This is a genomic window from Luteimonas viscosa (assembly GCF_008244685.1).
GTDB classification, from domain to species: Bacteria; Pseudomonadota; Gammaproteobacteria; order Xanthomonadales; family Xanthomonadaceae; genus Luteimonas; species Luteimonas viscosa.
This window is the reverse complement of record NZ_VTFT01000001.1, coordinates 422,698-444,328: the sequence shown is the minus strand read 5'-3', so window position 1 is coordinate 444,328 and position 21,631 is coordinate 422,698. Positions and strand designations below refer to the sequence as shown.

Sequence of the window (21,631 nt, the reverse complement as noted above, 5' to 3'; positions counted from 1 at the left end):
CCTGCCGGATCAGTTGAAGCGGTAGCTATAGCTCGCGAACACCTCGCGGCCGATCGGGCTGTAAGCCCTCCAGAAGAACGGATATGAGTTGAACGTATCGTCCTCGGGGTGCAAGTCGTCAAGGATGTTGTTGACCGCGAATCCGACGGTAGCCTTCTCCGTGAGCTTCTTCTCGACACGGCCATTCCAGATCACGTACGAGCCGATGCGTCCGGTTTCCGCCCAGTTCGGGAGCGAGCCCCAGCGGTAGCCGTTGAGATTGAAGGTCCAGTCGTCCCGCTCCCAGTTCACTTCCCAATTCACGCGGCTGCGGAAGTTGAAGAACTGGCGATGGTCGCGCAGGTTGCGGATCTCGTCGCCGGGAAACTCCTGTTCCTCGAGCTCCAGGACGTGTGTCCATCCCAGTCCGAAGTTGAACTCGCCCATGCGGTCCGTATCCAGCTGATAACGCCAGCGGGCGTCGATGCCCGAGGTTTCCAGCATGGACTGGTTGAACGGATAGGACAGGTAGTTGTCGATCTCGTCGTCGTTGACCTCGTCCACCCCGGTACGTTCCACCAGGCTGGTGAAGAACTGGCAGGAAGTCGAACTGCCGTCCACCGGGTTGCCGTCGCGGTCCGTCCCGAGCAGGCATGCCGCTTCCTCGCGCAGGAGGTAGCTCGTGGAGATATCGCTGACCGCGCCCTCGAGCTTGATGCGATAGGCATCCATGCTCAGCGACATGTTGTCGGTCACGTCCCAGACGAAGCCAACCGTTGCCGAGCGGCCCTCCTCCTCCTGGAGTTCGGTGCTGCCCTGACGCGTACCGAAGACCGAATACGTGTAGGCGCCGCCGCTGCAGTCGCCCGTTACGGTGGGGTCGAGCCCATCGCGACGGCAGCGGTATTCATCCAGGACGGTCGTGAAGAAGCCGGATTCCTGTGCGAACACGTAGTGCATGTCAGGGGCACGGAAGCTGGTGGCGAAGCTGCCGCGAATCATGAAGTTGTCCGTCGGCCTGAATTCGAGGCCCGAAGACCAGGTGAAGGCACCATCCACCGCGGTGACGTCGTCGTACTTGTCGTATCGACCGGCAACGCTCAGCTTCAGGGTCTCGAACAGCGGCACGCTGAACTCCACGCCCACCGCGTAGCGGTCGCGCTCGCCGCCACCGCCGGTTCCGGTGAGGTTGTAAATGGGCTCGGGGCCGTCGTAGGTCGGCGAGATCCTCGGATCGTTCTCCAGGTCGTACTTCTGTCGGGCCGCCTCGAGCGTGGCCGCCATGCCGACAGGCCCCGCCGGCAGGTCGAACAGGTCGCCCGAAAGCACGAACGAGGCCTGCGAGACTTCCGAGGTCGCGTCCGTGTTCACGGTGGTGATAAGGGACTGGTAGGTGTCCGGATCAAGTGGCGTGAAGTAGCGGTCCACATTGAAGTTGACCACCGGATACGCGCCAAAGAACGGATCGAGTTCACCGGTTTCCGGGCCGAGGAAGTACTCGTTGATGCGGTTTGCCAGGAAGCGTGGTTGCTTGACCTCCAGCTCGTAGCGCGCATGGGACACGGTGGCATCCCAGTCGAACCTGTCGGAGAACATCAGCCCGCGCAGGCCCACCGCGAGATCGAAGGAGCGTTCATTAATTTCGGTCTGCTGCGCCTCGCGCCCGCCGAGCTCGGAAGGCGTGAAGATCCTCTGCGTGTCCACGATCGTGTCGAGGGTGGGATCGTAGGCCAAGGGCGACTGCCAGAACTGGGTCGCGGAAGCGATTTTCGCATCGGCCCGCGCCACAGACAGCTGCACGAACGCCTGCAAGTCGTTCGCGAAGTCGTAGGTGCCGTAGAGATAGCCGGTGAGGGTGGAGTCCGAGTTCCGGATCTGCTGGGTGGCCGGATAGCCGAAGTAGCCGCAGGTCCCGCGAGATTCCAACTCGAACTCGGAGAACCGGGCACACGTCGAAGCGGCGTCCTCGCCTTCCGGATAGACATAGGAGTCGAGTCCGGTGCCAACCAGGCGATCACGCAGGCGGATGCCGATGACCGCAGTTGCATCCTCCGGATCGACCGACGGATCATCCCGGTATGAGTCCATGAAATCGCGCTGAGAGGCGAAGATCTCCTCGCGCGCCATGTACTCGGCCGCATAGGTCAGGCTCCAGTTGTCGCCAACCTTGCCCCCGATCCACTGCAGCCGGCCGCTGTCGCCGCCGCCGCGGGTCGTGGTGCCGCCACGAATCGTCAGCATGTCGCCGTCGTAGTTCGACTTCATGATGATGTTGACCACTCCGGCCACCGCATCGGAGCCGTAAATGGCCGAGGCGCCGCCCGAGAGCACTTCGATCCGCTCGATCGCGGCCGCGGGGATATTTGCAAGGTTCACCGCGTTGGACTGGCTGTTGTACGGCAGCGGATAGTCAGCCGTGCGACGCCCGTTCACGAGGATCAGCTGGTAGCCGGGCCCCAGGCCGCGCAAGTTGAGGAAGCTCGCGTTTGGGGTGAACCCGTTCTGGTTGAGTTCGTTCTGGACCGACCCGGTGAACTCGGTGAGGGTATTGAGCGCGTCGTAAACGGTCGAAAACCCCTGCCGCTCGATGTCGTCGGCGGTGATGACGGTTACCGGCGCTGGCCCCTCGATGTCAACCTTTTTGATACGCGAGCCAGTGACCACGACCTTGTCCAGTTCTGTCGATGCTGGCTGGTCGGCGGTTTCCTCGGTCGAGGTCTGGTTCTGCGCCAACACCGGTGCGGCCGCCACCGAGGCCAGGACTGCCATCATGGCTATGGTCAGCTTGCTGCGGCTGACGGAACAATTCTTCTCTTTCATTCGATTCCCCAATGAGTTGCAAGAGGTTTGCCAAGAGCATCGCCAACGCACGAAGGTCACTGGGGCCGTTCAGCGATGGTGCATCTGAGGTTAACATGTCCTTAATGGCGCCGTCATGGGCCGATCACTTTTTGGCGGTATGCATGGCTGGAGACCCGCCAGCCGCGCGCGGCCGGGCGATGGAGCGATGTGGGCATGGCAACTGAACAACCCCTAGGGGGGAATCCCCCGGTTCGCCCATACGCGGCGCAGTCCGGGATGGCGCCACACCCACGCATCCGCAACATCCTCGCCATCGCCTCCGGCAAGGGTGGCGTCGGCAAGTCGACGACGGCCGTGAACCTGGCGCTGGCCCTGGCGGCGGACGGCGCGCGGGTCGGGGTGCTGGACGCGGATGTCTATGGGCCGAGCATTCCGACCATGCTGGGACTGTCGGGCAAGCCCGACAGTCCGGACGGCAAGTCGATCCTGCCGATGCGGGCGCACGGCATCGAGGCGATGTCGATCGGGTTCCTGGTGGATGCGGACACGCCGATGATCTGGCGCGGTCCGATGGCGACCTCGGCCCTCACCCAACTGCTCAACGACACGCTGTGGGGCGGCGAGGAGGGGCTGGACTACCTGATCGTCGACCTGCCGCCGGGCACCGGCGACATCCAGCTCACGCTCGCGCAGAAGATCCCGGTCGCCGGTGCGGTGGTGGTGACCACGCCGCAGGACGTGGCCACGCTCGATGCGCGCAAGGCCCTGCGGATGTTCGAGAAGGTCGACGTGGCGGTGCTCGGGCTGGTGGAGAACATGGCCCAGCACGTGTGCTCGAACTGCGGCCACGTCGAGCACCTGTTCGGACAGGGCGGCGGCGAGCGGATGGCCGCGCAGTACGGCGTGCCGCTGCTGGGATCGCTGCCGCTGGAGATCGGGATCCGCGAGCAGGGCGATGCGGGGGTGCCGATCGTCGCTTCGGCGCCGCAGTCGGCCGCGGCGGCCGCCTATCGCGCCACGGCTGTCCGCCTGCGCGAGGAGCTGGAGAAGCGCCCGCGCGCGCCGCGCGGCATTTCCGCCTCGCTGCTGTAGGTGCCCGCTTCCCGTCATCGGCGGGCGTCGCCGCACCCCGGGCGCCGCACCGCCTGCGGGCCGCTGCGCCGTCGAGGTTCCGGCGGCTCGTGACCCGCCCTACAATGCCCGGCTTCCGGCCACGCGCCGCAGGGAACACCGCATGAGCATCAAGAGCGACCGCTGGATCCGGCGCATGTCCGAGCAGCAAGGCATGATCGAGCCGTTCGAGCCGGGGCAGGTCAAGCAGGCCGCCGGTGGCCGCATCGTCAGCTACGGCACCTCCAGCTACGGCTACGACGTGCGCTGCTCGCGCGAGTTCAAGGTGTTCACCAACATCAACTCGACCATCGTCGATCCCAAGCACTTCGATCCCAAGAGCTTTGTCGACATCGAGGCCGACGAGTGCATCATCCCGCCCAACAGCTTCGCCCTTGCGCGCACGGTCGAGTACTTCCGCATCCCGCGCGACACCCTGGTGGTGTGCCTGGGCAAGAGCACGTACGCGCGCTGCGGGATCATCGTCAACGTCACGCCGCTGGAGCCCGAATGGGAGGGCCACGTGACGCTGGAGTTCAGCAACACCACGCCGCTGCCGGCGCGCATCTACGCCAACGAGGGCGTGGCGCAGATGCTGTTCTTCCAGTCCGACGCCGACGACGTGTGCGAGACCTCGTACCGCGACCGCGGCGGCAAGTACCAGGGCCAGACCGGGGTCACGCTGCCGAAGACCTGAGGGAGCGCTCCGGGGGGCGCCCGCGACCTAGTCCGTCGCGCCCGCGCCGATCCGGTGGTCTTGCTGCGTCGTGAGTGCGACACGTAGCGCGATGCGAAGCGCTGCCACGATCGATTCCATCGGCAGCACGCCGGTGGTCCCTTCAGCGGCGTTGTCGATCGCTGGCGGTACGTGCACGAAACCCGCGCGGATCCTGCGCCGCCGCAGCATGTGCATCAGCCCGTAGAAGACATGGTTGCACACGTAGGTGCCGGCGCTCTGCGAGACTTCCACCGGGATGGCGGCCTCGTGGATCGCGGCGTACATCGCCTTGATCGGCAGGGTCGAGAAATAGGCCGCCGGGCCGCCGCGCACCACCGGCAGATCGACCGGCTGGCGTCCGGCGTTGTCGGGAATGCGGGCATCGTCGACGTTGATCGCGACGCGCTCGATCGAGATCGCGTCGCGTCCGGCGGCCAGGCCGGTGCACAGCACGAGGGTGGGGCGCGTCTCGCGGATCGCGCGGCGCAGCGCATCGCGCGCCACGCCGAACTCGACCGGCAGCCGTCGCGCCACGACGCGGTGACCGGCGATCTCCTCGCCGTCGAGCGCGCGCGCCGCGTCCCAGCTCGGGTTGCCCGCGGCACCGTCGAACGGCGCGAAACCGGCGAGCAGCACGTTTCGCATGCGCGTGCTCCGGGTACTCATCGGAAGACGATGAAGTACATCAATGCGATGTTGCACGCCAGCAGCGGCAGCGCGGTGGCGACCTGCTGGCGGATCACCGCGTTCGGATCCTTCAGTTCCAGCAGCGCGGCGGGCACGAGGTTGAAGTTCGCCGCCATCGGCGTGAGCAGGGTGCCGCAGTAGCCCGAGAGCATGCCGATCGCGGCCAGCGGCGCGGCATCGGCCCCGTGCAGCTGCACCAGCAGCGGCAGGCCGATGCCCGCGGTCATCACCGGGAACGCGGCGAACGCATTGCCCATGACCATCGTGAACAGCGCCATGCCCAGCGCGTAGGCGAGCACCACCACGAAGCGGTTGTCGACCGGGATCGCCATTTCCACCAGCGCCGCCACCGCCTCGCCGACGCCCGCGGCCGCGAAGACGCCGCCCAGGGTGGCCAGCAGCAGCGGCAGCAGCGCGGCCCAGCCGACGGCGTCGATCAGGCGGCGAGACTGCTCCACCGCGCTCCACGGCGATTGCCGCGTCAGCCGGGAGGCGGCGATCGCCGCGACCACGCAGGCGACGCCGAGCGCGACCAGGGTGGTCTGTTCGCGGCCGAGCAGGTACACGCCGCCGAACGAGACATCCTTCAGCACCACCGCCAGCAGCACGCAGACCCCGGGGATCAGCAGCGCCGGCCAGAACAGGCGGTTGCCCAGGCGCGTGGCTTCGATCCGTTTCGCCTCGTCGGACGGCTCGTCGTAGCGGCCCCGGCCCAGCCCGCCGAAGCCCGCGAGGCAGGCCAGCATCACGACCACGACGCCGACGACGGCCGGCGCCAGCCGGTCCGCGGCCAGGAACATCAGCCCGAGCAGGGCCCAGAACAGCGCGGTCGCGTGGCGGCGCGGGTTGTGGCGGTCGCGCAGGCCGAGCGCGGCCACCGCCAGCAGGTAGGCGCCGGCGAGCCAGTAGATCATCTGCAGCGTGATCACGCGGCCGGTTGCCGGTTTGCCGCATCCCGCAGCGCCGCCGCCTCGCGCGCCAGTTGCGCGTCCATCCGCAACAGCCGCGAGGCGTGGATGAGGAAAGCGCAGATCGCGGTCGGAATCCCCCACAGCGCGATATGCAGCGGTTCGAGCACGATGCCGTGTTCGGCGAAGAAGCCCTGCATCAGCAGCACCGCGCCGAAGGCGATGAAGACATCCTCGCCGAAGAAGCGGCCGACGTTCTCGCTGGCGGCGGTCATGGCCTTGATCCGCTCGACGCTGGCCTGCGGCAGCGTGCCGTGGGCGTTCTCGGCGGCGCCGACCGCCATCGGCGCCATCAATGGGCGCACCGTCTGCGCATGACCGCCGAGGTCGACCAGGCCGAGTGCCGACAGCAACTGCCGGCCGCCGAGATAAGCCGTGAGCGCGCGGCCGGTGGTGGCGCCGCGCAGGCGCGCGATCCACTGCTGCGCGCGTTCCTTCAGGCCATGGCGTTCGAGCAGGCCGATCGCCGGCAGCGTGAGCAGGAACAGGGCGAGGTAGCGCTGCTTGGTGAAGGCCTCGCCGATCAGCGCCAGCACGTCCAGCGGGGTGATGCCCGCGAGCAGGCCGGTGGCGATGCCGGCGGCCACCACCACCAGCGCGGGATTGAGCCGCAGCACGAAGCCGAGCACGACCAGGGCGATGCCGAGCAGCGGCCACCAGTTCATGCGGCCGCGTCCGGCGCGCGCACGCGGATGCCTTCGGCTTCCAGGGCGGCACGCAGGGCGGCGGCGAAGCGCGCGGCGTCGGGTCGATCGCCGTGCAGGCACAGGGTGTCGGCGCGCAGCGGGACGCGGGTGCCGTCGAGCGCGATCACCGCGCCCTCGCGCAGCAGCATGCGCACCTGCGCCAGGGCCGCGTCGAGGTCGTCGATCACCGCGCCGGGCCGGTCGCGTGGCGTGAGGCGCCCATCGGCGCCGTAGCTGCGTTCGGCGAAGGCTTCCTCGGCGACGGGCAGGCCGGCGAGACGGCCGGCCTCGGCCAGGGCCGAGCCGGACTGCGCGTACAGCCACAGCGTGGGATCGATGGCATGGACCGCGGCGGCGACGGCATCGGCGACATCGGTGTCGCGCGCGGCGAGGTTGTAGAGTGCGCCGTGCGGCTTGACGTGGCGCAGGGGCGCCCGGGCCGCATCGCACACTGATGCCAGCCGCCGCACCTGCGCCAGCACCAGTACGTGGATGGCGCCCGGGCCGAGGGTGAGCTCGCGACGGCCGAAGTACTCGCGATCGACGAACGAGGGATGCGCGCCGATCGCCACGCCGTGCGCCTGGCACAGCGCCACGGTCGCGCGCATGGTCGCCTCGTCCCCGGCGTGGCCGCCGCAGGCGATGCTGGCCGAGCTGATGTGCGGCACGATCGCGGCGTCGTCGCCACAGCCTTCGCCGAGGTCGCAGTTGAAATCGATACGGTCAGGCAAGGGCGCGCTTCGCGTCGAGGGCCAGCGCGATTCTATGCAGGCGCTGGCGCTGACGGCAAAGCGCGGCGCGGGCCTCTTCCGGCGTGCAGGGTGCGAAGCGCAGGCGGTCGCCGGGCCGCAGCTGCGCCAGCGCCGGCCAGTCGGCGCGGATCGCGTGGCCGATGCGCGGGTAGCCGCCGTGGGTCTGCGCATCGGCGAGCAGGACGATCGGCTGGCCGTCCGGCGGCAGTTGCACGGTGCCGGGGACCACCGGTTCGGACACGCGTTCTTTCCGATCCGCGGCCGCGATACCGTCGCCGAGCAGGCGCAGCCCCTGGCGGTTGCTGGCGGGCGCGACCTGCCAGGATCTGGCGAACAGCGTCCCCGGCGACGTGGTGGCGTCGGATCCGGGAAGCAGCCGCACCACGCGATCGCCGCCGCGTGGCTGGTCATCGAAGGCCGGGTCGATCCACCAGCCTGGAAAGCGCACCGTTGCGATGCCGGCGGCATTGTCGGTGGCGAGGTCGAGACGGTCGCCGCGCCGCAGCGGCCGGCCCAGGATTCCGCCGAACCCCGCGCGCAGGTCGGTACTGGCGCTCCCCAGCACCGGTGCGACCCGGAAGCCGCCGCACACCGCGAGATAGGCACGCGCGCCCTCGCGACATCGGCCCAGGCGCAACACGCAGCCGCCGGGAACGTCCACCGGGCGCGAGATGGGCAGCGGCATCCCGTCGGCCTCCGCCTCGATCCCGCCCCCGCACAGCGCAATGCGCGCGGCGGAGTGGAAGCGCAGTCTCGGTCCGAGCAGCGTGATCTCCAGCGCGGGCGCGCCTGCCGGATTGCCCGCCAGCAGGTTCGCGAGCGCGAACGACCACGGGTCCAGCGCGCCGCCCTGGGCGATGCCGTGGCGGCGCAGGCCCGTCCGTCCGGCATCCTGCAGCAGGGTGGCGACGCCGGGCGCGAGGCACTCGATGCTCATGCCGCCGCCTCCGCCCGCAGCGCTTCGAACGCAGCTTCGTCGATCGCGCGGAATCGGACGCGCTGGCCCGCCGCCAGCAGGCACGGCGAGGGCCAGGACACGTCGAACAGCGCCAGTGGCGTGCGCCCGACGAGGCGCCAGCCGCCGGGACTCGCGCGCGGATAGATGCCGGCCTGGGCGCCGCCGATCGCGACGCTGCCGGCGGGCACGTGGGTGCGCGGACTCGCCAGCCGCGGCATCGCCAGGCGCGGGTCGAGGCCGATGAGATAGGGAAATCCGGGCGCGAAACCTACCATCGCCACCTGGTAGTCGCCGGCGCAGTGCAGCGCCACCACCTCCTGCCGCGACAGGCCGGCGTGTGCGGCGAGGTCGTCGAGGTCGGGCGCGCAGGCAGGTCCGTAGCAGACCGGGATCTCGATGATCGTGGCCGGGTCCCGGGCCTGTCCGGGAAGTTCCGCGGACAGCGCCGGATCGAGCTGGCGGCGCAGCCATTCGATCGCGGACGCGAACGCCCGCACGCCGGCATCCGTGCAGGGATCGATGTCGAGGAACACCGCCAGCGACGCGTACGCCGGCACCACCTCTCGCAGCCACGGCGGCCGCGCGGCCTCGATCCGCCGTGCCAGCGCATGCACGCGGGCGTTCACCGCCGGGTCGATCTCGCGGCCCAGCCGCAGCAGCAGCGCGTCCTCGCCCAGGGGCTCGATCGTGGCTTCGTTCACGCGCGCAGCGCGGCGTCCAGCAGGCGGATGCGTCCCACCAGCGCTTCCGGGCTGTACGGGCGCGCGGCGACGCGTCCCCACACCGGTGCCGGCCAGGCCGGGTCGTCCTCGAAGCGTGCGATCACGTGCACGTGCAGTTGCGGCACCAGGTTGCCGAGCGCGGCGACATTCAGCTTGAACGGACGGAACACGCCGGTCAGGACGCGGGCGGCCAGGTCGATCTCGTCGGTGAGGCGGTGGCGCTGGGCGGCGTCGAGGTCGAGTAGTTCGCGGGCCTCGGCGATGCGCGGCACCAGCACCAGCCAGGGATAGTTGGCATCGTCCATCAGCCGCAGGTCGCACAGCTCGAGCGACGCCAGCGGGTGGGTGTCCGCCGCCAGCTGGGGATGCAGGGCGTAACGGGCGGGCTCTTGCGGGTGATGGCTCATCGTCCGGATCCGTTCAGCGCAGCGCGGCGTCGAGGAAGGCCAGCGTACGCTTGCGCGCCAGCGCGGCGCTGGTGGCGTGGAAATGGCGCGGATCCACGTCGCGGTTGAAGGCGTGTCCGGCGCCGGGGTAGACGTGGATGTCGGCGTCGGGACACGCATCCCGGTGCGCCTGGATGTAGGCGGGCGGGGTGCTGGCGTCGTCGCCACCGAAATGGAACAGCATCGGCGCGCGCAACGGTTCGCCCAGGAAGGGCTCCGTACGGGCGCCGTAGTAGGCGACCGCCGGAATGCCCAGGCGGGCGTTCGCGAGGAAGGCGACACTGCCGCCCCAGCAGAAGCCGATCGCGGCGACCCTCAGCCCTTCGTCACGCAGGGCGTCCGCCGCGGCGCGGACTACGCCAACCGCCCGGTCCATGCCCAGCGCGTCGACCAGCGCGCGGCCACGGGCGAACCCGGCCTCGTCGTAGCCCAGCTCCACGTTGCGCGCCACCGGATCGAACAGGGCCGGCGCCAGCGCCACGTAGCCGGCCGCGGCGTAACCCTCGGCGACGCTGCGGATGTGCTCGTTGACGCCGAAGATCTCCTGCAGCACCAGAACCCCGCCCAGCGCCGCGGCATGGTCGGGCGGCTCGGCGCGCCAGGCATCGATCGGTCCATGCGGCCCGTGGATGACGATGTCGCGGCCCATGCGCAGGCTCCCGCCGGCAGAGGGCCCGATTCTAGCCGACGCTATAATTCGCGTTCCGTGACGCCCGGCGTCGCGCGCCCGCACTCCCCAGCCACGGCACCCCATGTCCGCAGCCAGTCCAAAGGTCGGTTTCGTCAGCCTCGGCTGCCCCAAGGCGCTGGTGGATTCCGAGCGCATCCTCACCCAGTTGCGCGTCGAGGGCTACGACCTCGTCCAGAGCTACGACGCCGCCGACGTGGTGGTGGTCAACACCTGCGGCTTCATCGATTCGGCAGTGGCCGAGTCGCTGGACGCGATCGGCGAGGCGATCGCGGAGAACGGCAAGGTGATCGTCACCGGCTGCCTGGGCAAGCGCGCCTCGCTGATCCGCGAGACCCACCCGGACGTGCTCTCGATCAGCGGCCCGCAGGACTATGCCAGCGTGATGTCGGCCGTGCATGCCGCGCTGCCGCCGAGGCACGACCCCTTCGTCGACCTGGTGCCGCGGCGCGCGCGCGAGGACGACGTCGGCATCAAGCTCACTCCGAAGCACTACGCCTACCTGAAGATTTCCGAGGGCTGCAACCACCGCTGCAGCTTCTGCATCATCCCGTCGATGCGCGGCGACCTGGTGTCGCGCCCGGTGGACGAGGTGCTGCGCGAGGCCGAGCGGCTGGTGGAACGTGGCGGCGTGCGCGAACTGCTGGTGGTCTCGCAGGACACCTCCGCCTACGGCGTCGACGTGCGGTACGCCGAACGCGAGTGGCGCGGCCGCGCGCACCAGACGCGGATGAAGGCGCTGTGCGAAGGACTGTCGGAACTCGGCGCCTGGACGCGGCTGCACTACGTGTACCCGTACCCGCACGTGGACGAGATCATCCCGCTGATGGCGGACGGCAAGCTGCTGCCCTACCTCGACATCCCGTTCCAGCACGCGAGCCCGCGCATCCTGCGGCTGATGAAGCGCCCGGGCGCGGTCGACAGGGTGCGCGAGCGCATCGCGCGCTGGCGCGGGATCTGCCCGGAACTGACCATCCGCAGCACCTTCATCGTCGGCTTTCCGGGCGAGACCGAGGCCGAATTCGAGGAGCTGCTGGATTTCCTGCGCGAGGTGCGCCTGGACCGCGTCGGCGCGTTCGCCTACTCGCCGGTGGACGGCGCCACCGCGAACGCGCTGCCCGATCCCGTGCCCGAAGCGGCGAAGCAGGAGCGCCTCGCGCGTTTCATGGAAGTGCAGGCGGAGATCTCGGCGCAGAAGCTCGAAGCCAAGGTCGGCAGCATCCAGCGCTGCATCGTGGACCTCGTCGACGGCGAGATCGCGATCGCGCGCTCGATGGCGGATGCGCCGGAAATCGACGGCGTGGTGCAGATCCAGGACGGCCGCGACGCCGGCTTGCAGCCCGGCGACTTCGTCGACGTCGCCGTCATGGGCAGCGACGAGCACGACCTGTATGGCGAAGTCGTGCCTGCGCGCCGGCCCGCAGGCTGAGGCGCGCCAACGGGACGCGATGCGCAAGGCGCCCCGAGACCTGTCATCGCCGAGCGCAGAGACTGAGACATGTCATCCCGAGCGCAGAGAATGAGACCTGTCATCCCGAGCGCAGCGAGGGATCTCGCCTGTGAAGTTGCGCCGCTGCGCGCACGCCGGAGTCCGCGCGGCGCCGGCGAGCCGGGCCGACGGACCCGGCTCAGCCGCCGTAGCGCACGTCGACGATGAAGAATCGCGCCGGGCCGCCCGGCAATTGCGCCTCGAACTCGTCGTCCACCCGCTTCTTCAGCATGGCCCGGGCGAGCGGCGAATCGATGCTGATCCACCCGCGCCGGGCATCGGTCTCGTCGGGGCCGACGATGCGGTAGTGCGCGGTCTCGCCGCTGGCGGTGTCCTCGACCTCGACCTGCGCGCCGAAGAACACCGCCTGCGGGTCGGAAGGTGCGGCGTCGACCACGCGCAACGACTCGAGGCGTTTGCTCAGGTAGCGTACGCGCCGGTCGATCTCGCCGAGCTGTTTCTTGCGGTAGGTGTACTCGGCGTTCTCGGAGCGGTCGCCCTCGGCTGCGGCCGCGGCCAGTGCCTTCACCACCTCCGGGCGCTGCAGCCGCCACAGCTGGTCGAGCTCGGCCTTCAGGCGCGCGTGGCCCTCCGGGGTCACCAGCGCGGTGCTCTTCTCCGCGGGCGGGCGCCAGCGACCCAAGGCGACAGTCGCGTCAGCGCCGCAGGCTGAGGTTGTGCGCGCTTTGCGCGGGGTTGCCGGCCGCATCGAGCATGCGGATCTCGTCCTTGGACACGACTTCGAAGTGGCGGTCGCCCGCATCCTTGGTGTCCGGGTCCAGCAGCAGCCGCACGCCGGCATCGTCGATGGTCCAGGTGCCGGACATTTCCTGCGTGGTGTCGCCTTCGTGCCGGGTCTCGGCCAGCTGGAAGCGGCCGTCGGCGTCGATCACCAGCCGGGTGTCGACTCCCGGGCAATCCTCGCACGGCAGGATGCCGGAGAACGTGCCGGCGAAGTCCTTGCGGTCGAATCCGGTCGGATCCTCCGGCGCGCGATGGACCACGGCGATGGCGTCGGTATCCGCGACGGCCGCGCCGGGCGCGTTCGCGGCACCCGATCCGGCCGTGATGGGCTCGGGTGGCTGCGGCGGCGCCGGCTCCGGATCGGGCTGGCAGGCGGCGAGCGCGAACGCGAGCGGCACCAGGAGCAGGCTGGGTGCGATGCGAAGGGTCATGGCGAAATCCTCGTCTGAAACGCGGGAAGTCCGAAACGCTGGAGGCGTGCGGGCGAGGGTAGGGCGGTCGCGGTGAAGAAGTCGTTCCGCGACCGCTACTTGAGGATGCCGCCGAGGATGCCGCGCACGATCCGGCTGGTGATGGTGCGCGCGGCCTGCTTGCCGGCGGCCTGCACCACGCCCTGGCGTCGCTTCGTGCCGAACAGCCATTCGTTGACCGCGCGGCCCATGCCGCCTTCGGCCTCCGCCGCATCCTTCCCGCCTTTCGCCGGCGGCGCGCCGGCGTGCGCGGTCGCGGCCTGCGCGCGCGCCGCCAGCAGTTCGGCCGCCGATTCCCGGTTCAGCGCCTTGTCGTATTTTCCGCCCACCGGGCTGCCGGCCCGCACCTGCGCGCGCTCGGCGTCGGTGATCGCCCCCATGCGGCAGCGCGGCGGCGCGACCAGGGTGTGTTCGACGGGCATGGGGATACCCTTGTCCTGCAACGTGGAGACGAGCGCCTCGCCGGTGCCCAGCTTGCCGATGGTCTGCGCCACGTCGAGCCGGGGGTTGGCGACGAAGGTTTCGGCGGCGGTCCGCACCGCCTTCTGGTCGCGCGGGGTGAACGCCCGCAGCGCATGCTGCACGCGATTGCCGAGCTGGCCGAGGATGTCGTCGGGCACGTCGTCGGGGAACTGCGAGCAGAAGTACACGCCCACGCCCTTGGAACGGATGATGCGCACCACCTGCTCGATGCGCTGGCGCAGCGCCAGCGGCGCGTCGTCGAACAGCAGGTGCGCCTCGTCGAACACGAACACCAGCTTCGGCCTGTCCAGGTCCCCGACCTCGGGCAGGGTCTCGAACAGTTCCGACAGCAGCCACAGCAGGAAGCTCGAGTACAGCCGCGGCCGGAGGATCAGCTGGTCGGCGGCGAGGATGCCGATCACCCCGCGACCGCTGGGGGTGGTGCGCATCAGGTCCGCAAGCTCCAGTGCCGGCTCGCCGAAGAAATGGTCGCCGCCGTCCTGTTCCAGTCGCAGCAGCGCGCGCTGGATCGCGCCGACCGATTGCGGGCTGACCAGGCCGTACTCGGTGGAGATGGTCTTGCGCTCCTCGACCACCAGGTTCAGCAGCGCGCGCAGGTCGTCGAGGTCGAGCAGCAGCAGGCCGCGGTCGTCGGCGAGCTTGAACACGATGTCGATCACGCCCGACTGGATGTCGTTGAGTTCGAGGATGCGCGAGAGCAGGGTCGGCCCCATCTCGCTCACCGTGGTGCGCACCGGATGGCCGAGCTTGCCGTACAGGTCCCAGAACACCACCGGGTTGCCTTCGGGCGTCCAGCCGTCGATCCCGATCTGGTCGATGCGCGCCTGGAGTTTTTCGTTCGACGTGCCCGCTACCGCGAGACCGGCGACGTCGCCCTTGACGTCGGCGAGGAACACGGGCACCCCGATCCGGGAAAAGCCCTCGGCCAGGGTCATCAGCGTGACCGTCTTGCCGGTACCGGTCGCGCCGGCGACGAGGCCGTGGCGATTGCCGTACTTCGACAGCAGCTGGACGCACTCGCCGTCCGCGGTGGTGATCGCCTTGCCGACGAGGATCTGGTCCATGTGCGCGTTCCGGGAGGGATGCCGCGATTCTAGGGCTTCGCGACTGCGCGGCCTAGGCGCGATCGCGACCGGCTTCCTTGTCGCACCGGTGCGCAGCGGATACCCTGCGGACCGCATCCGTTTTCGCCCCGGTGGTCGATGTCTTTGTTTCCCCGCGCAGTGCGTTGCCTGCTGTTTGCCGTCGTCATCCTCGGCTGTTCGCTAGCTTCTCCCGCGCACGCGCAGTCGCGCCGCGCGCAGGCCGCCATCGAGGCGCTCAACCAGCGCATGGTGCTGGCCGAGACCCGCTATCGCGAGGCGCTGGTGAAGATCGGCAATGCCGATCCGTCCGGCGTGGACGAAAGCAACGCCGCGCTGGAGGACATGGAGGACGTGCTGGTCGAATGCGGACGCATCAGGGGCTGTGGCACCGGCGACCTGCTGGCGAGCTTCAAGCGCCTGCTCAAGGCGCAGGCGGATGCCGCGGCGGGGATCGCGGAGGACGACGGCGACGACACCCTCGTCGACGAGGGCGCCTCCCTGCCGACCGGAGAGGTGCCGCAGAGCGCGACCGCGGCCTCATTGCTGGCCGCCGAGGACCGGCGCTTCCTCGAACTGGTGCAGATGAACCCGGCGGTGCAGGCGGGCATCCGCCGCTGGCTCACCGACATGCGCGTGTCGCTGATCACCAGCCACGAGAACTACCAGTACATGCAGCGCATGATGTCGCCGGCGTTCAAGCGCCGCGGCCTGCCCGAGGCGCTGCTGTTCGGGATCCTGGCGAAGGAATCGAACGGGCGCGTGCACTCGCGCTCGCGCGCCGGCGCGGCGGGGCCGCTGCAGTTCATGCCCGCGACCGGGCAGCGTCTGGGCCTCGGTCCCGACGGGCGTGGCTTCGACACCCGCTACGACCCGCGCGCCTCCGCCGACGCGGCCGCGGTGTACCTGGGCGAACGCTACGCCGAGCTGGGCAACAACATCGAGCTGTGGCTGGCGGCCTACAACGGCGGCGAGGGCCGCGCGCGCCGCGTGCACCGCGAGTTCGGCGGGCGCAGCTTCTGGGATCCGGACGTCTACAACGAGTTCCCGCCCGAAACCCGCGACTACGTGCCGATGGTGATCGCGGCGGCCTGGCTGTACCTGCATCCGAAGGAATACGGGCTGAGCTTCCCGCGGGTCGACGCGCGGCCGGCGGCGATCGAGCTGCAGCGCCCGGCCTCGATCTACGAGCTGACCATCTGCCTGGGCAACGGCGGCACCCGCGACGGCTACATGCGCGTGCTGCGCAACCTCAATCCGCAATACGAGGCGGAAAGCTGGATCCCGGCCGGTACCCGGCTCAACGCCACCGTGAGGATGGCCAGCCTGTACGAGCGCTGGTGCACCCGCGGCGCGCGGGCGGAGCTGGCCCGGGAACTGGTCAACAGCGACCCGGACACGGCGATCGTGCGCGTCGGCAACGTGGAAACGGTGACGCTGCCCGACGGCCGCGTGGTCCGGCAGCCGGACACCCCGACCGCGGCCGCCTCGCCGGCCGCCGTGCCCGCGCAGCCGCAGACCCACCGGGTCGCGCGCGGAGACACCCTGGTCGCGATCGCCCAGCGCTACCAGTGCGATACCAAGGTCCTTGCCGCCGCCAACGGCCTGCGTGCGCCGCGTTACCTGGTGCGGCAGGGACAGCGGCTCAAGCTCGAAGGCTGTCGCTAGCCGCACCGTCCGGCAGCGCCGGCCGGACAGGAAATACCGCTCCCCGGCGGAATGCCGGCCAGGTGTGCGCCCGCCGCGCTCGCGGATGCCACGGCGGCCATTGCAGCCCTGGCGATGGTCGCAGGCAACGGGCGCTGTCGGGCCAGGAAGGCTTCGCGCGCTGGCGCAGGGACTGGCGTTGCGGGCCGGGCGTGGCTCAGGCAGGCAGGCGGCGGGCCAGCGCCTGTCCCAGGCGCACCGGCTGCTCGGGTCCGAGCGACGGTTCCAGCGCGGCGATCCCCGGCGGCAGCAGCACGACCACGGTCGAGCCGTAGTTGAACCGGGCCATCTCCTCGAACCGCTCCAGCACGATCTCGTCGCTGGTCCAGTTCTTCGTGGTGATGCGGTCGCCGTAGGCGGGGATCTCCTCGCCGCTCCACACCGTCTCCACGCCCGACACCAGCAGCGCGCCGACCATCACCACCGCCATCGGCCCGAAATCGGTCTCGAAATGGCAGGCCAGGCGCTCGTTGCGCGCGAACAGGCGCGGGACGCGGGCCACGGCGGCCGGGCCCACGGAGAACAGCCGGCCGGGCACGTGCACCGTCTCGCGCAGGCGGCCGGTCCAGGGCATGTGCACCCGGTGGTAATCCTTCGGCGACAGGTACACGGTGGCGAACAGCCCGTTCGCGTACGGTTCGGCCGCGGCGGCGTTGCCCAGCAGTTCGGCGGCGGTGAACGAACGGCCCTTGGCCTGGAAGATCCGTCCCCCTTCGATCTGCCCGCACTGGCTGATGCGGCCGTCGGCGGGCATCAGCAGCGCCCCCGGATCGGGATCGGGGACGCGCACGCCCGGCTTCAGCGCCCGGGTGAAGAAGGCGTTGAAGGTCGCGTAGGCGCGCGGATCGGATTCTGCCGCCTCGGACAGGTCGACGCCGAAGCGGCGCGTCACCGTGTCGATCAGCCACTGGCGGGTGCGCGGCGAATCCGAGTACGCAAGCGAGCGGGCCAGCGAGGACAGCAGCCGGTGCGGCAAGGCGTAGGTCAGGGTGGTGAGCAGGCTCATGGGCGCGGGGCCCGGGTCAGCGCGGCGAGATCGGCGGCGATCGCGGCCGGATCGTCCACCGCGCTGCCGGTGATCACGCCGGCCATGCGGCCCCCGGGATCGAGCACCGCCATCGAGGCGCTGTGGTCGATCGAGTACTGGTCGGCGGGCGCGCCCTCCGGCGCGGGGACCTTCGCGAACACCATCGACAGCGAGCGGGCGAAGGTTTCCAGCGACGGGATGTCGGCGGTCGCGGCCAGGGTGTCGCGATGGAACGCGTGCGCGTATTCGCCGATGCGGTCGGGCGTGTCGCGCTCCGGGTCGACCGAGACGAACAGCACGCGCGGGCGGGTGGATTCGGGCAGCGCCTCCCACTGTTTCTGCGCCTGCGCCAGTTGCGCCAGCGTCATCGGGCACACGTCCGGGCAGAAGGTGAAGCCGATGAACACCAGGGTCCAGTGACCGTGCAGTTCGCCCGGCACCAGTTGCGTGCCGTCGGACTGCTGCAGCGCGAACGCCGGCAGTTCTCGCGGTTGCGGGAACAGCTTCACCGCCCGCAGGTCCGGCTGCGGCGCCGCCGGTCCGGAGAAGAAGTGGCGCGATGCCAGCAGGCCGAGCCCGGCGAACAGGGCGATCAGCAGCACGACGATGACGGTGCGGTTGAACATTCGGGATTCCGCTCGGGGTGCGTCCATGATACCCCCGCCGTCGCTATACTCGGCGGTCGGCCCGCGCGCGGTAGCGGCCGGCGGGTGTGCGGCGCGGCCTGGAGCCGGTTGCGCCGGAGCTGGCGAGGCGCCCGACGTCGGAGGATGCAGGGCCTGGGCGGCGGACCTGCGTGTCACCGCTTCCGATCGCACCGTCCCTTTCCCAAGATCCACGCCATGACCGACGAACTGCAGACGATCATCGACCTGATCCGCTACGGCGCCAGCCGCTTCCAGGCGGCGGGGCTGACGTTCGGGCACAGCTACGACAACGCGCTCGACGAAGCCACCCAGCTCACCCTGCACGCGCTGCACCTGCCGCACGACCTCGGCCCCGCCTACGGCAACGCCCGGGTCACGCTGGCGGAGAAGGAGGACGTGCTGGCGCTGTTCCTGCGCAGGATCGAGGAGCGGGTGCCGGCGGCCTATCTCACCGGCGAGGCCTGGTTCGCCGGGCTGAGCTTCAGGAGCGATCCGCGCGCCCTGGTGCCGCGCTCGCCGATCGCCGAACTGATCGATGCCGGCTTCGAACCCTGGCTCGGTGGACGCGACGTGCGCCGTGCGCTGGACCTGTGCACGGGCTCGGGCTGCATCGCGATCGCGATGGCGCACTACAACCCCGACTGGCACGTGGACGGCGCCGACATCAGCGACGACGCACTGGCCCTGGCCCGGGAGAACGAGCAGCGGCTGCACTCGCGCAACACGCGTTTCGTGAAATCCGACCTGTTCGACAACCTGCAGGGCGAGCACTACGACCTGATCGTCAGCAACCCGCCCTACGTCACCAACGCCGAGACCGACGCGTTGCCGCGCGAATACGCGCATGAACCGGAACTGGGCCTGCGCGCCGGCGACGACGGCCTCGACATCGTGCTGCGCATGCTCCGCGACGCGCCGCTGCACCTCACCGAGGACGGCCTGCTGATCTGCGAGGTGGGCGAGGCCGAGCGCGCCCTGACCGCGCTGCTGCCGGAACTGCCGCTGGTGTGGGTCGAGTTCAAGGTCGGGCAGATGGGCGTGTTCGTGGCCGAGCGCCACGACCTGGTCACCCACAATGCGCGGATCCGCGCGCTCGCCGATGCGCGCGAGGGCGCCGCGAAACCGGCGCCGGCCGCGGTCGGCGGACTGTTCTGAGCGCGACCGGATGAACACGTTCGGACACCTGTTCCGCGTCACCACCTTCGGCGAATCGCACGGGCCGGCGATCGGCTGCGTGATCGACGGCTGCCCGCCCGGCATCGCGATTTCCGCGGAGGAGTTCGCCCACGACCTCGACCGCCGCGCCACCGGCAAGACCCGCCATACCTCGGCGCGGCGCGAGGCCGACGAGGTCGAGATCCTCAGCGGCGTATACGAGGGCGTCACCACCGGCACCCCGATCGCATTGCTGGTGCGCAACACCGACCAGCGCAGCAAGGACTACAGCGCCATCGCGCGCCAGTTCCGCCCGGGCCATGCCGACTACGCGTATTGGCACAAGTACGGCCTGCGCGATCCGCGCGGCGGCGGTCGTTCGTCCGCGCGCGAGACCACGATGAGGGTCGCCGCCGCGGTGATCGCGAAGAAATGGCTGGCCGAGCGCCATGGTGTGACGGTGCGCGGCTGCATGACGCACATCGGCGACGTGGTGCCGCGCGGACACGACTGGTCGGCAGTCGAGGACAACCCCTTCTTCTGGCCATGCGCCGCGCAGGTGCCCGAGCTGGAAAGCTATATGGACGCGCTGCGCAAGTCCGGCGATTCGGTTGGCGCGAAGCTGGTCGCGGTCGCCGACGGCGTGCCGCCGGGCTGGGGCGAGCCGGTCTACGGCAAGCTCGACGGCGAGCTGGCGGCGGCGATGATGTCGATCAACGCGGTCAAGGGCGTGGAGATCGGCGACGGTTTCGCCTCGGTCGCGCAGAAGGGCACCCAGCATCGCGACGTGATGACGCCGGGCGGCTTCCTGTCCAACCATGCCGGCGGCGTGCTCGGCGGCATCAGCACCGGGCAGCAGGTGGTGGTGTCGGTCGCGTTCAAGCCGACCTCGAGCCTGCGCCTGGCGGTCGAGGGCGTGGACGTGGACGGCAATGTCGTCGACATCGTCACCACCGGCCGCCACGATCCCTGCGTCGGCATCCGCGCCACGCCGATCTGCGAGGCGATGCTGGCGCTGGTGCTGATGGACCAGGCGCTGCGCCACCGCGCGCAGTGCGGCGACGTGGGTGCCGTATCGCCGCGTATCCCGGGTTGAACCGGGGCGCGCCACGCGCCGGAGTGGCGAGCATGCCGCGCCGGCCCCCTGAAGACGATCGCGTGGCCGCGCGCGGCACAGCACCGGTTGCGGCGCGTGCACGCCATGGAGGCAGGCCGTGATGCCGGCGCCATCCGCCGCATCGCGTCCGCGCGTCTGGGTGTCGCAGCCGTTGTTCGACGACATCGTCGCCCGCCTGGGCGAGCACTTCGAGGTCGGTGCCACCGCGCAGGTGACCGTCTGGTCTCCGGCGCAGGTCGCGGCGAAGCTGCGCGGCTGCGACGGCGCGGTGGTCACGCTCAACGAACGCATCGGCACCGCGGAGATCGTGCAGGCGTCCTCGCTGCGCGCCATCGCCAACGTCGGCGTGGGCTACGACAACCTCGATGTCGAGGCATTGCGCGCGCGCGGCATCGTCGCCAGCAACACGCCGGATGTGCTGACCGAAACCACCGCCGACATGGGCTTCGCCCTGCTGATGGCCGCCGCGCGTCGCATCACCGAGGGCGAGCGCTGGCTGCGCGACGGGCGCTGGACGCAGTGGTCGTTCGACACGCTGCTCGGCAGCGACGTGCACGGCAGCACCCTGGGCATTCTCGGCATGGGCCGGATCGGGCAGGCGATCGCCCGGCGGGGCGCGCACGGCTTCGGCATGCGGGTGCTGTACCACAACCGCAGCCGGCTGCCGGAACGTATCGAACGCAACAGTCGTGCCGCCCGGGTGGACTTCGATACACTGCTGCGCGAATCGGACCACCTGGTGCTGGTGCTGCCGTATTCGCCCGCCACCCGCCACGTCATCGATTCGACCGCCCTCGCGAAGATGAAGCCGACCGCGACGCTGACCAACATCGCCCGCGGTGGCCTGATCGACGAGGCCGCGCTCGCCGACGCGCTCGCCTCCGGACGGCTCGCATCGGCGGCTCTGGACGTGTTCGAGGGCGAACCCGCCGTCGATCCCCGGCTGCTGGCGCTGGACAACGTGGTGCTCACGCCGCACGTGGGCAGCGCCAGCCTCGCCACCCGCCGGGCGATGGCCGAGCTGGCCGTCGACAACTTGGTGGCCGCGCTCGGCCACGGCCCGCGCGCCGGCGATCCGCCGACCCCGATCGCCGGCACCATTCCCGGGAAAGACACCGCGAAACGGTAGGGGAGCCGTCGCCGCCATCCGCGCAGGGTTCCCCGAACACAGCGAAGGCGCGCGCGCCCTGTCCG

Annotated in this window: 21 protein-coding genes; 7 read left to right on the top strand and 14 right to left on the bottom strand. The window is 70.1% G+C overall.

Going from position 1 to position 21,631, the window contains the following annotated elements; all coding sequences use genetic code 11:
• Window positions 1-9: 9 nt before the first annotated feature.
• Window positions 10-2,799: a TonB-dependent receptor plug domain-containing protein gene (locus FZO89_RS02065; protein ID WP_262378490.1), complete on the bottom strand. Its 2,790-nt coding sequence runs from the start codon at window positions 2,797-2,799 to the stop codon at window positions 10-12.
• Window positions 2,800-2,994: 195 nt separating this feature from the next.
• Here FZO89_RS02065 and apbC point away from each other — a divergent pair, with 195 nt between their 5' ends.
• A complete protein-coding gene (gene apbC / locus FZO89_RS02060) occupies window positions 2,995-3,873 on the top strand; it encodes an iron-sulfur cluster carrier protein ApbC (RefSeq protein ID WP_149101704.1) in 879 nt (292 codons plus the stop codon).
• Between the two features lie 142 nt (window positions 3,874-4,015).
• Window positions 4,016-4,588, top strand: a complete 573-nt coding sequence (dcd, locus tag FZO89_RS02055; protein WP_149101703.1) for a dCTP deaminase — start codon at window positions 4,016-4,018, stop codon at window positions 4,586-4,588.
• Window positions 4,589-4,615: 27 nt separating this feature from the next.
• On the opposite strand, the gene pcp is transcribed toward dcd, so the two are convergent.
• Genes pcp through FZO89_RS02015 form a run of 8 tightly spaced genes read right to left on the bottom strand, consistent with a single transcriptional unit; the run spans window position 4,616 to window position 10,477 of the window.
• A complete protein-coding gene (gene pcp / locus FZO89_RS02050; protein ID WP_149101702.1) occupies window positions 4,616-5,254 on the bottom strand; it encodes a pyroglutamyl-peptidase I in 639 nt (212 codons plus the stop codon).
• Between the two features lie 17 nt (window positions 5,255-5,271).
• Window positions 5,272-6,225, bottom strand: coding sequence for a DUF979 domain-containing protein (locus FZO89_RS02045; protein ID WP_262378488.1), 954 nt, complete (start codon window positions 6,223-6,225; stop codon window positions 5,272-5,274).
• A complete protein-coding gene (locus FZO89_RS02040; RefSeq protein ID WP_149101701.1) occupies window positions 6,222-6,929 on the bottom strand; it encodes a DUF969 domain-containing protein in 708 nt (235 codons plus the stop codon). Before FZO89_RS02040 ends, FZO89_RS02045 begins: the two co-directional genes overlap by 4 nt.
• The gene (locus FZO89_RS02035) at window positions 6,926-7,681 is read right to left on the bottom strand and encodes a 5-oxoprolinase subunit PxpA (protein ID WP_149101700.1); all 756 of its coding nucleotides are present in this window, start codon (window positions 7,679-7,681) and stop codon (window positions 6,926-6,928) included. Before FZO89_RS02035 ends, FZO89_RS02040 begins: the two co-directional genes overlap by 4 nt.
• Window positions 7,674-8,639, bottom strand: coding sequence for a 5-oxoprolinase subunit C family protein (locus tag FZO89_RS02030; RefSeq protein ID WP_149101699.1), 966 nt, complete (start codon window positions 8,637-8,639; stop codon window positions 7,674-7,676). Before FZO89_RS02030 ends, FZO89_RS02035 begins: the two co-directional genes overlap by 8 nt.
• Window positions 8,636-9,361: a 5-oxoprolinase subunit PxpB gene (pxpB, locus tag FZO89_RS02025; RefSeq protein ID WP_149101698.1), complete on the bottom strand. Its 726-nt coding sequence runs from the start codon at window positions 9,359-9,361 to the stop codon at window positions 8,636-8,638. The genes FZO89_RS02030 and pxpB overlap by 4 nt, the downstream gene beginning before the upstream one ends.
• Window positions 9,358-9,789: an HIT domain-containing protein gene (locus FZO89_RS02020; protein ID WP_149101697.1), complete on the bottom strand. Its 432-nt coding sequence runs from the start codon at window positions 9,787-9,789 to the stop codon at window positions 9,358-9,360. Before FZO89_RS02020 ends, pxpB begins: the two co-directional genes overlap by 4 nt.
• 13 nt (window positions 9,790-9,802) lie before the next feature.
• Window positions 9,803-10,477, bottom strand: coding sequence for a dienelactone hydrolase family protein (locus tag FZO89_RS02015; protein WP_149101696.1), 675 nt, complete (start codon window positions 10,475-10,477; stop codon window positions 9,803-9,805).
• A gap of 103 nt (window positions 10,478-10,580) precedes the next feature.
• Between FZO89_RS02015 and rimO the strand changes: the two genes are divergently transcribed.
• Window positions 10,581-11,945, top strand: coding sequence for a 30S ribosomal protein S12 methylthiotransferase RimO (gene rimO, locus FZO89_RS02010; RefSeq protein WP_149101695.1), 1,365 nt, complete (start codon window positions 10,581-10,583; stop codon window positions 11,943-11,945).
• Between the two features lie 199 nt (window positions 11,946-12,144).
• Here rimO and greB read toward each other — a convergent pair whose 3' ends face one another.
• From greB to FZO89_RS01995, 3 genes are all read right to left on the bottom strand, one after another.
• Window positions 12,145-12,648 carry a transcription elongation factor GreB gene (gene greB / locus FZO89_RS02005; protein WP_149101694.1) on the bottom strand — a complete coding sequence of 168 codons (504 nt, stop codon included), beginning with the start codon at window positions 12,646-12,648 and terminating at the stop codon, window positions 12,145-12,147.
• A 13-nt stretch (window positions 12,649-12,661) separates the two neighbouring features.
• Window positions 12,662-13,180: a copper resistance protein NlpE gene (locus tag FZO89_RS02000; protein ID WP_187471007.1), complete on the bottom strand. Its 519-nt coding sequence runs from the start codon at window positions 13,178-13,180 to the stop codon at window positions 12,662-12,664.
• Window positions 13,181-13,275: 95 nt separating this feature from the next.
• Complete coding sequence (locus FZO89_RS01995; RefSeq protein WP_149101692.1) at window positions 13,276-14,766, bottom strand: helicase HerA-like domain-containing protein; 1,491 nt, start codon at window positions 14,764-14,766, stop codon at window positions 13,276-13,278.
• Between the two features lie 138 nt (window positions 14,767-14,904).
• Here FZO89_RS01995 and FZO89_RS01990 point away from each other — a divergent pair, with 138 nt between their 5' ends.
• A complete protein-coding gene (locus tag FZO89_RS01990; protein WP_149101691.1) occupies window positions 14,905-16,452 on the top strand; it encodes a transglycosylase SLT domain-containing protein in 1,548 nt (515 codons plus the stop codon).
• A gap of 196 nt (window positions 16,453-16,648) precedes the next feature.
• On the opposite strand, the gene asd is transcribed toward FZO89_RS01990, so the two are convergent.
• Together asd and FZO89_RS01980 are read right to left on the bottom strand one after the other, a co-directional pair.
• Window positions 16,649-17,497 carry an archaetidylserine decarboxylase gene (asd, locus tag FZO89_RS01985; RefSeq protein ID WP_149101690.1) on the bottom strand — a complete coding sequence of 283 codons (849 nt, stop codon included), beginning with the start codon at window positions 17,495-17,497 and terminating at the stop codon, window positions 16,649-16,651.
• The gene (locus tag FZO89_RS01980; RefSeq protein WP_149101689.1) at window positions 17,494-18,144 is read right to left on the bottom strand and encodes an SCO family protein; all 651 of its coding nucleotides are present in this window, start codon (window positions 18,142-18,144) and stop codon (window positions 17,494-17,496) included. The genes asd and FZO89_RS01980 overlap by 4 nt, the downstream gene beginning before the upstream one ends.
• Window positions 18,145-18,360: 216 nt before the next feature.
• Between FZO89_RS01980 and prmB the strand changes: the two genes are divergently transcribed.
• From prmB to FZO89_RS01965, 3 genes are all read left to right on the top strand, one after another.
• Window positions 18,361-19,320 (top strand): 50S ribosomal protein L3 N(5)-glutamine methyltransferase, encoded by a 960-nt coding sequence (gene prmB, locus FZO89_RS01975; protein WP_149101688.1) that lies wholly within the window; start codon window positions 18,361-18,363, stop codon window positions 19,318-19,320.
• Window positions 19,321-19,330: 10 nt separating this feature from the next.
• On the top strand, window positions 19,331-20,416 hold the full coding sequence (aroC, locus tag FZO89_RS01970; protein WP_149101687.1) for a chorismate synthase: 1,086 nt from the start codon (window positions 19,331-19,333) through the stop codon (window positions 20,414-20,416).
• Between the two features lie 121 nt (window positions 20,417-20,537).
• Complete coding sequence (locus FZO89_RS01965; protein ID WP_149101686.1) at window positions 20,538-21,566, top strand: 2-hydroxyacid dehydrogenase; 1,029 nt, start codon at window positions 20,538-20,540, stop codon at window positions 21,564-21,566.
• Window positions 21,567-21,631: the final 65 nt, after the last annotated feature.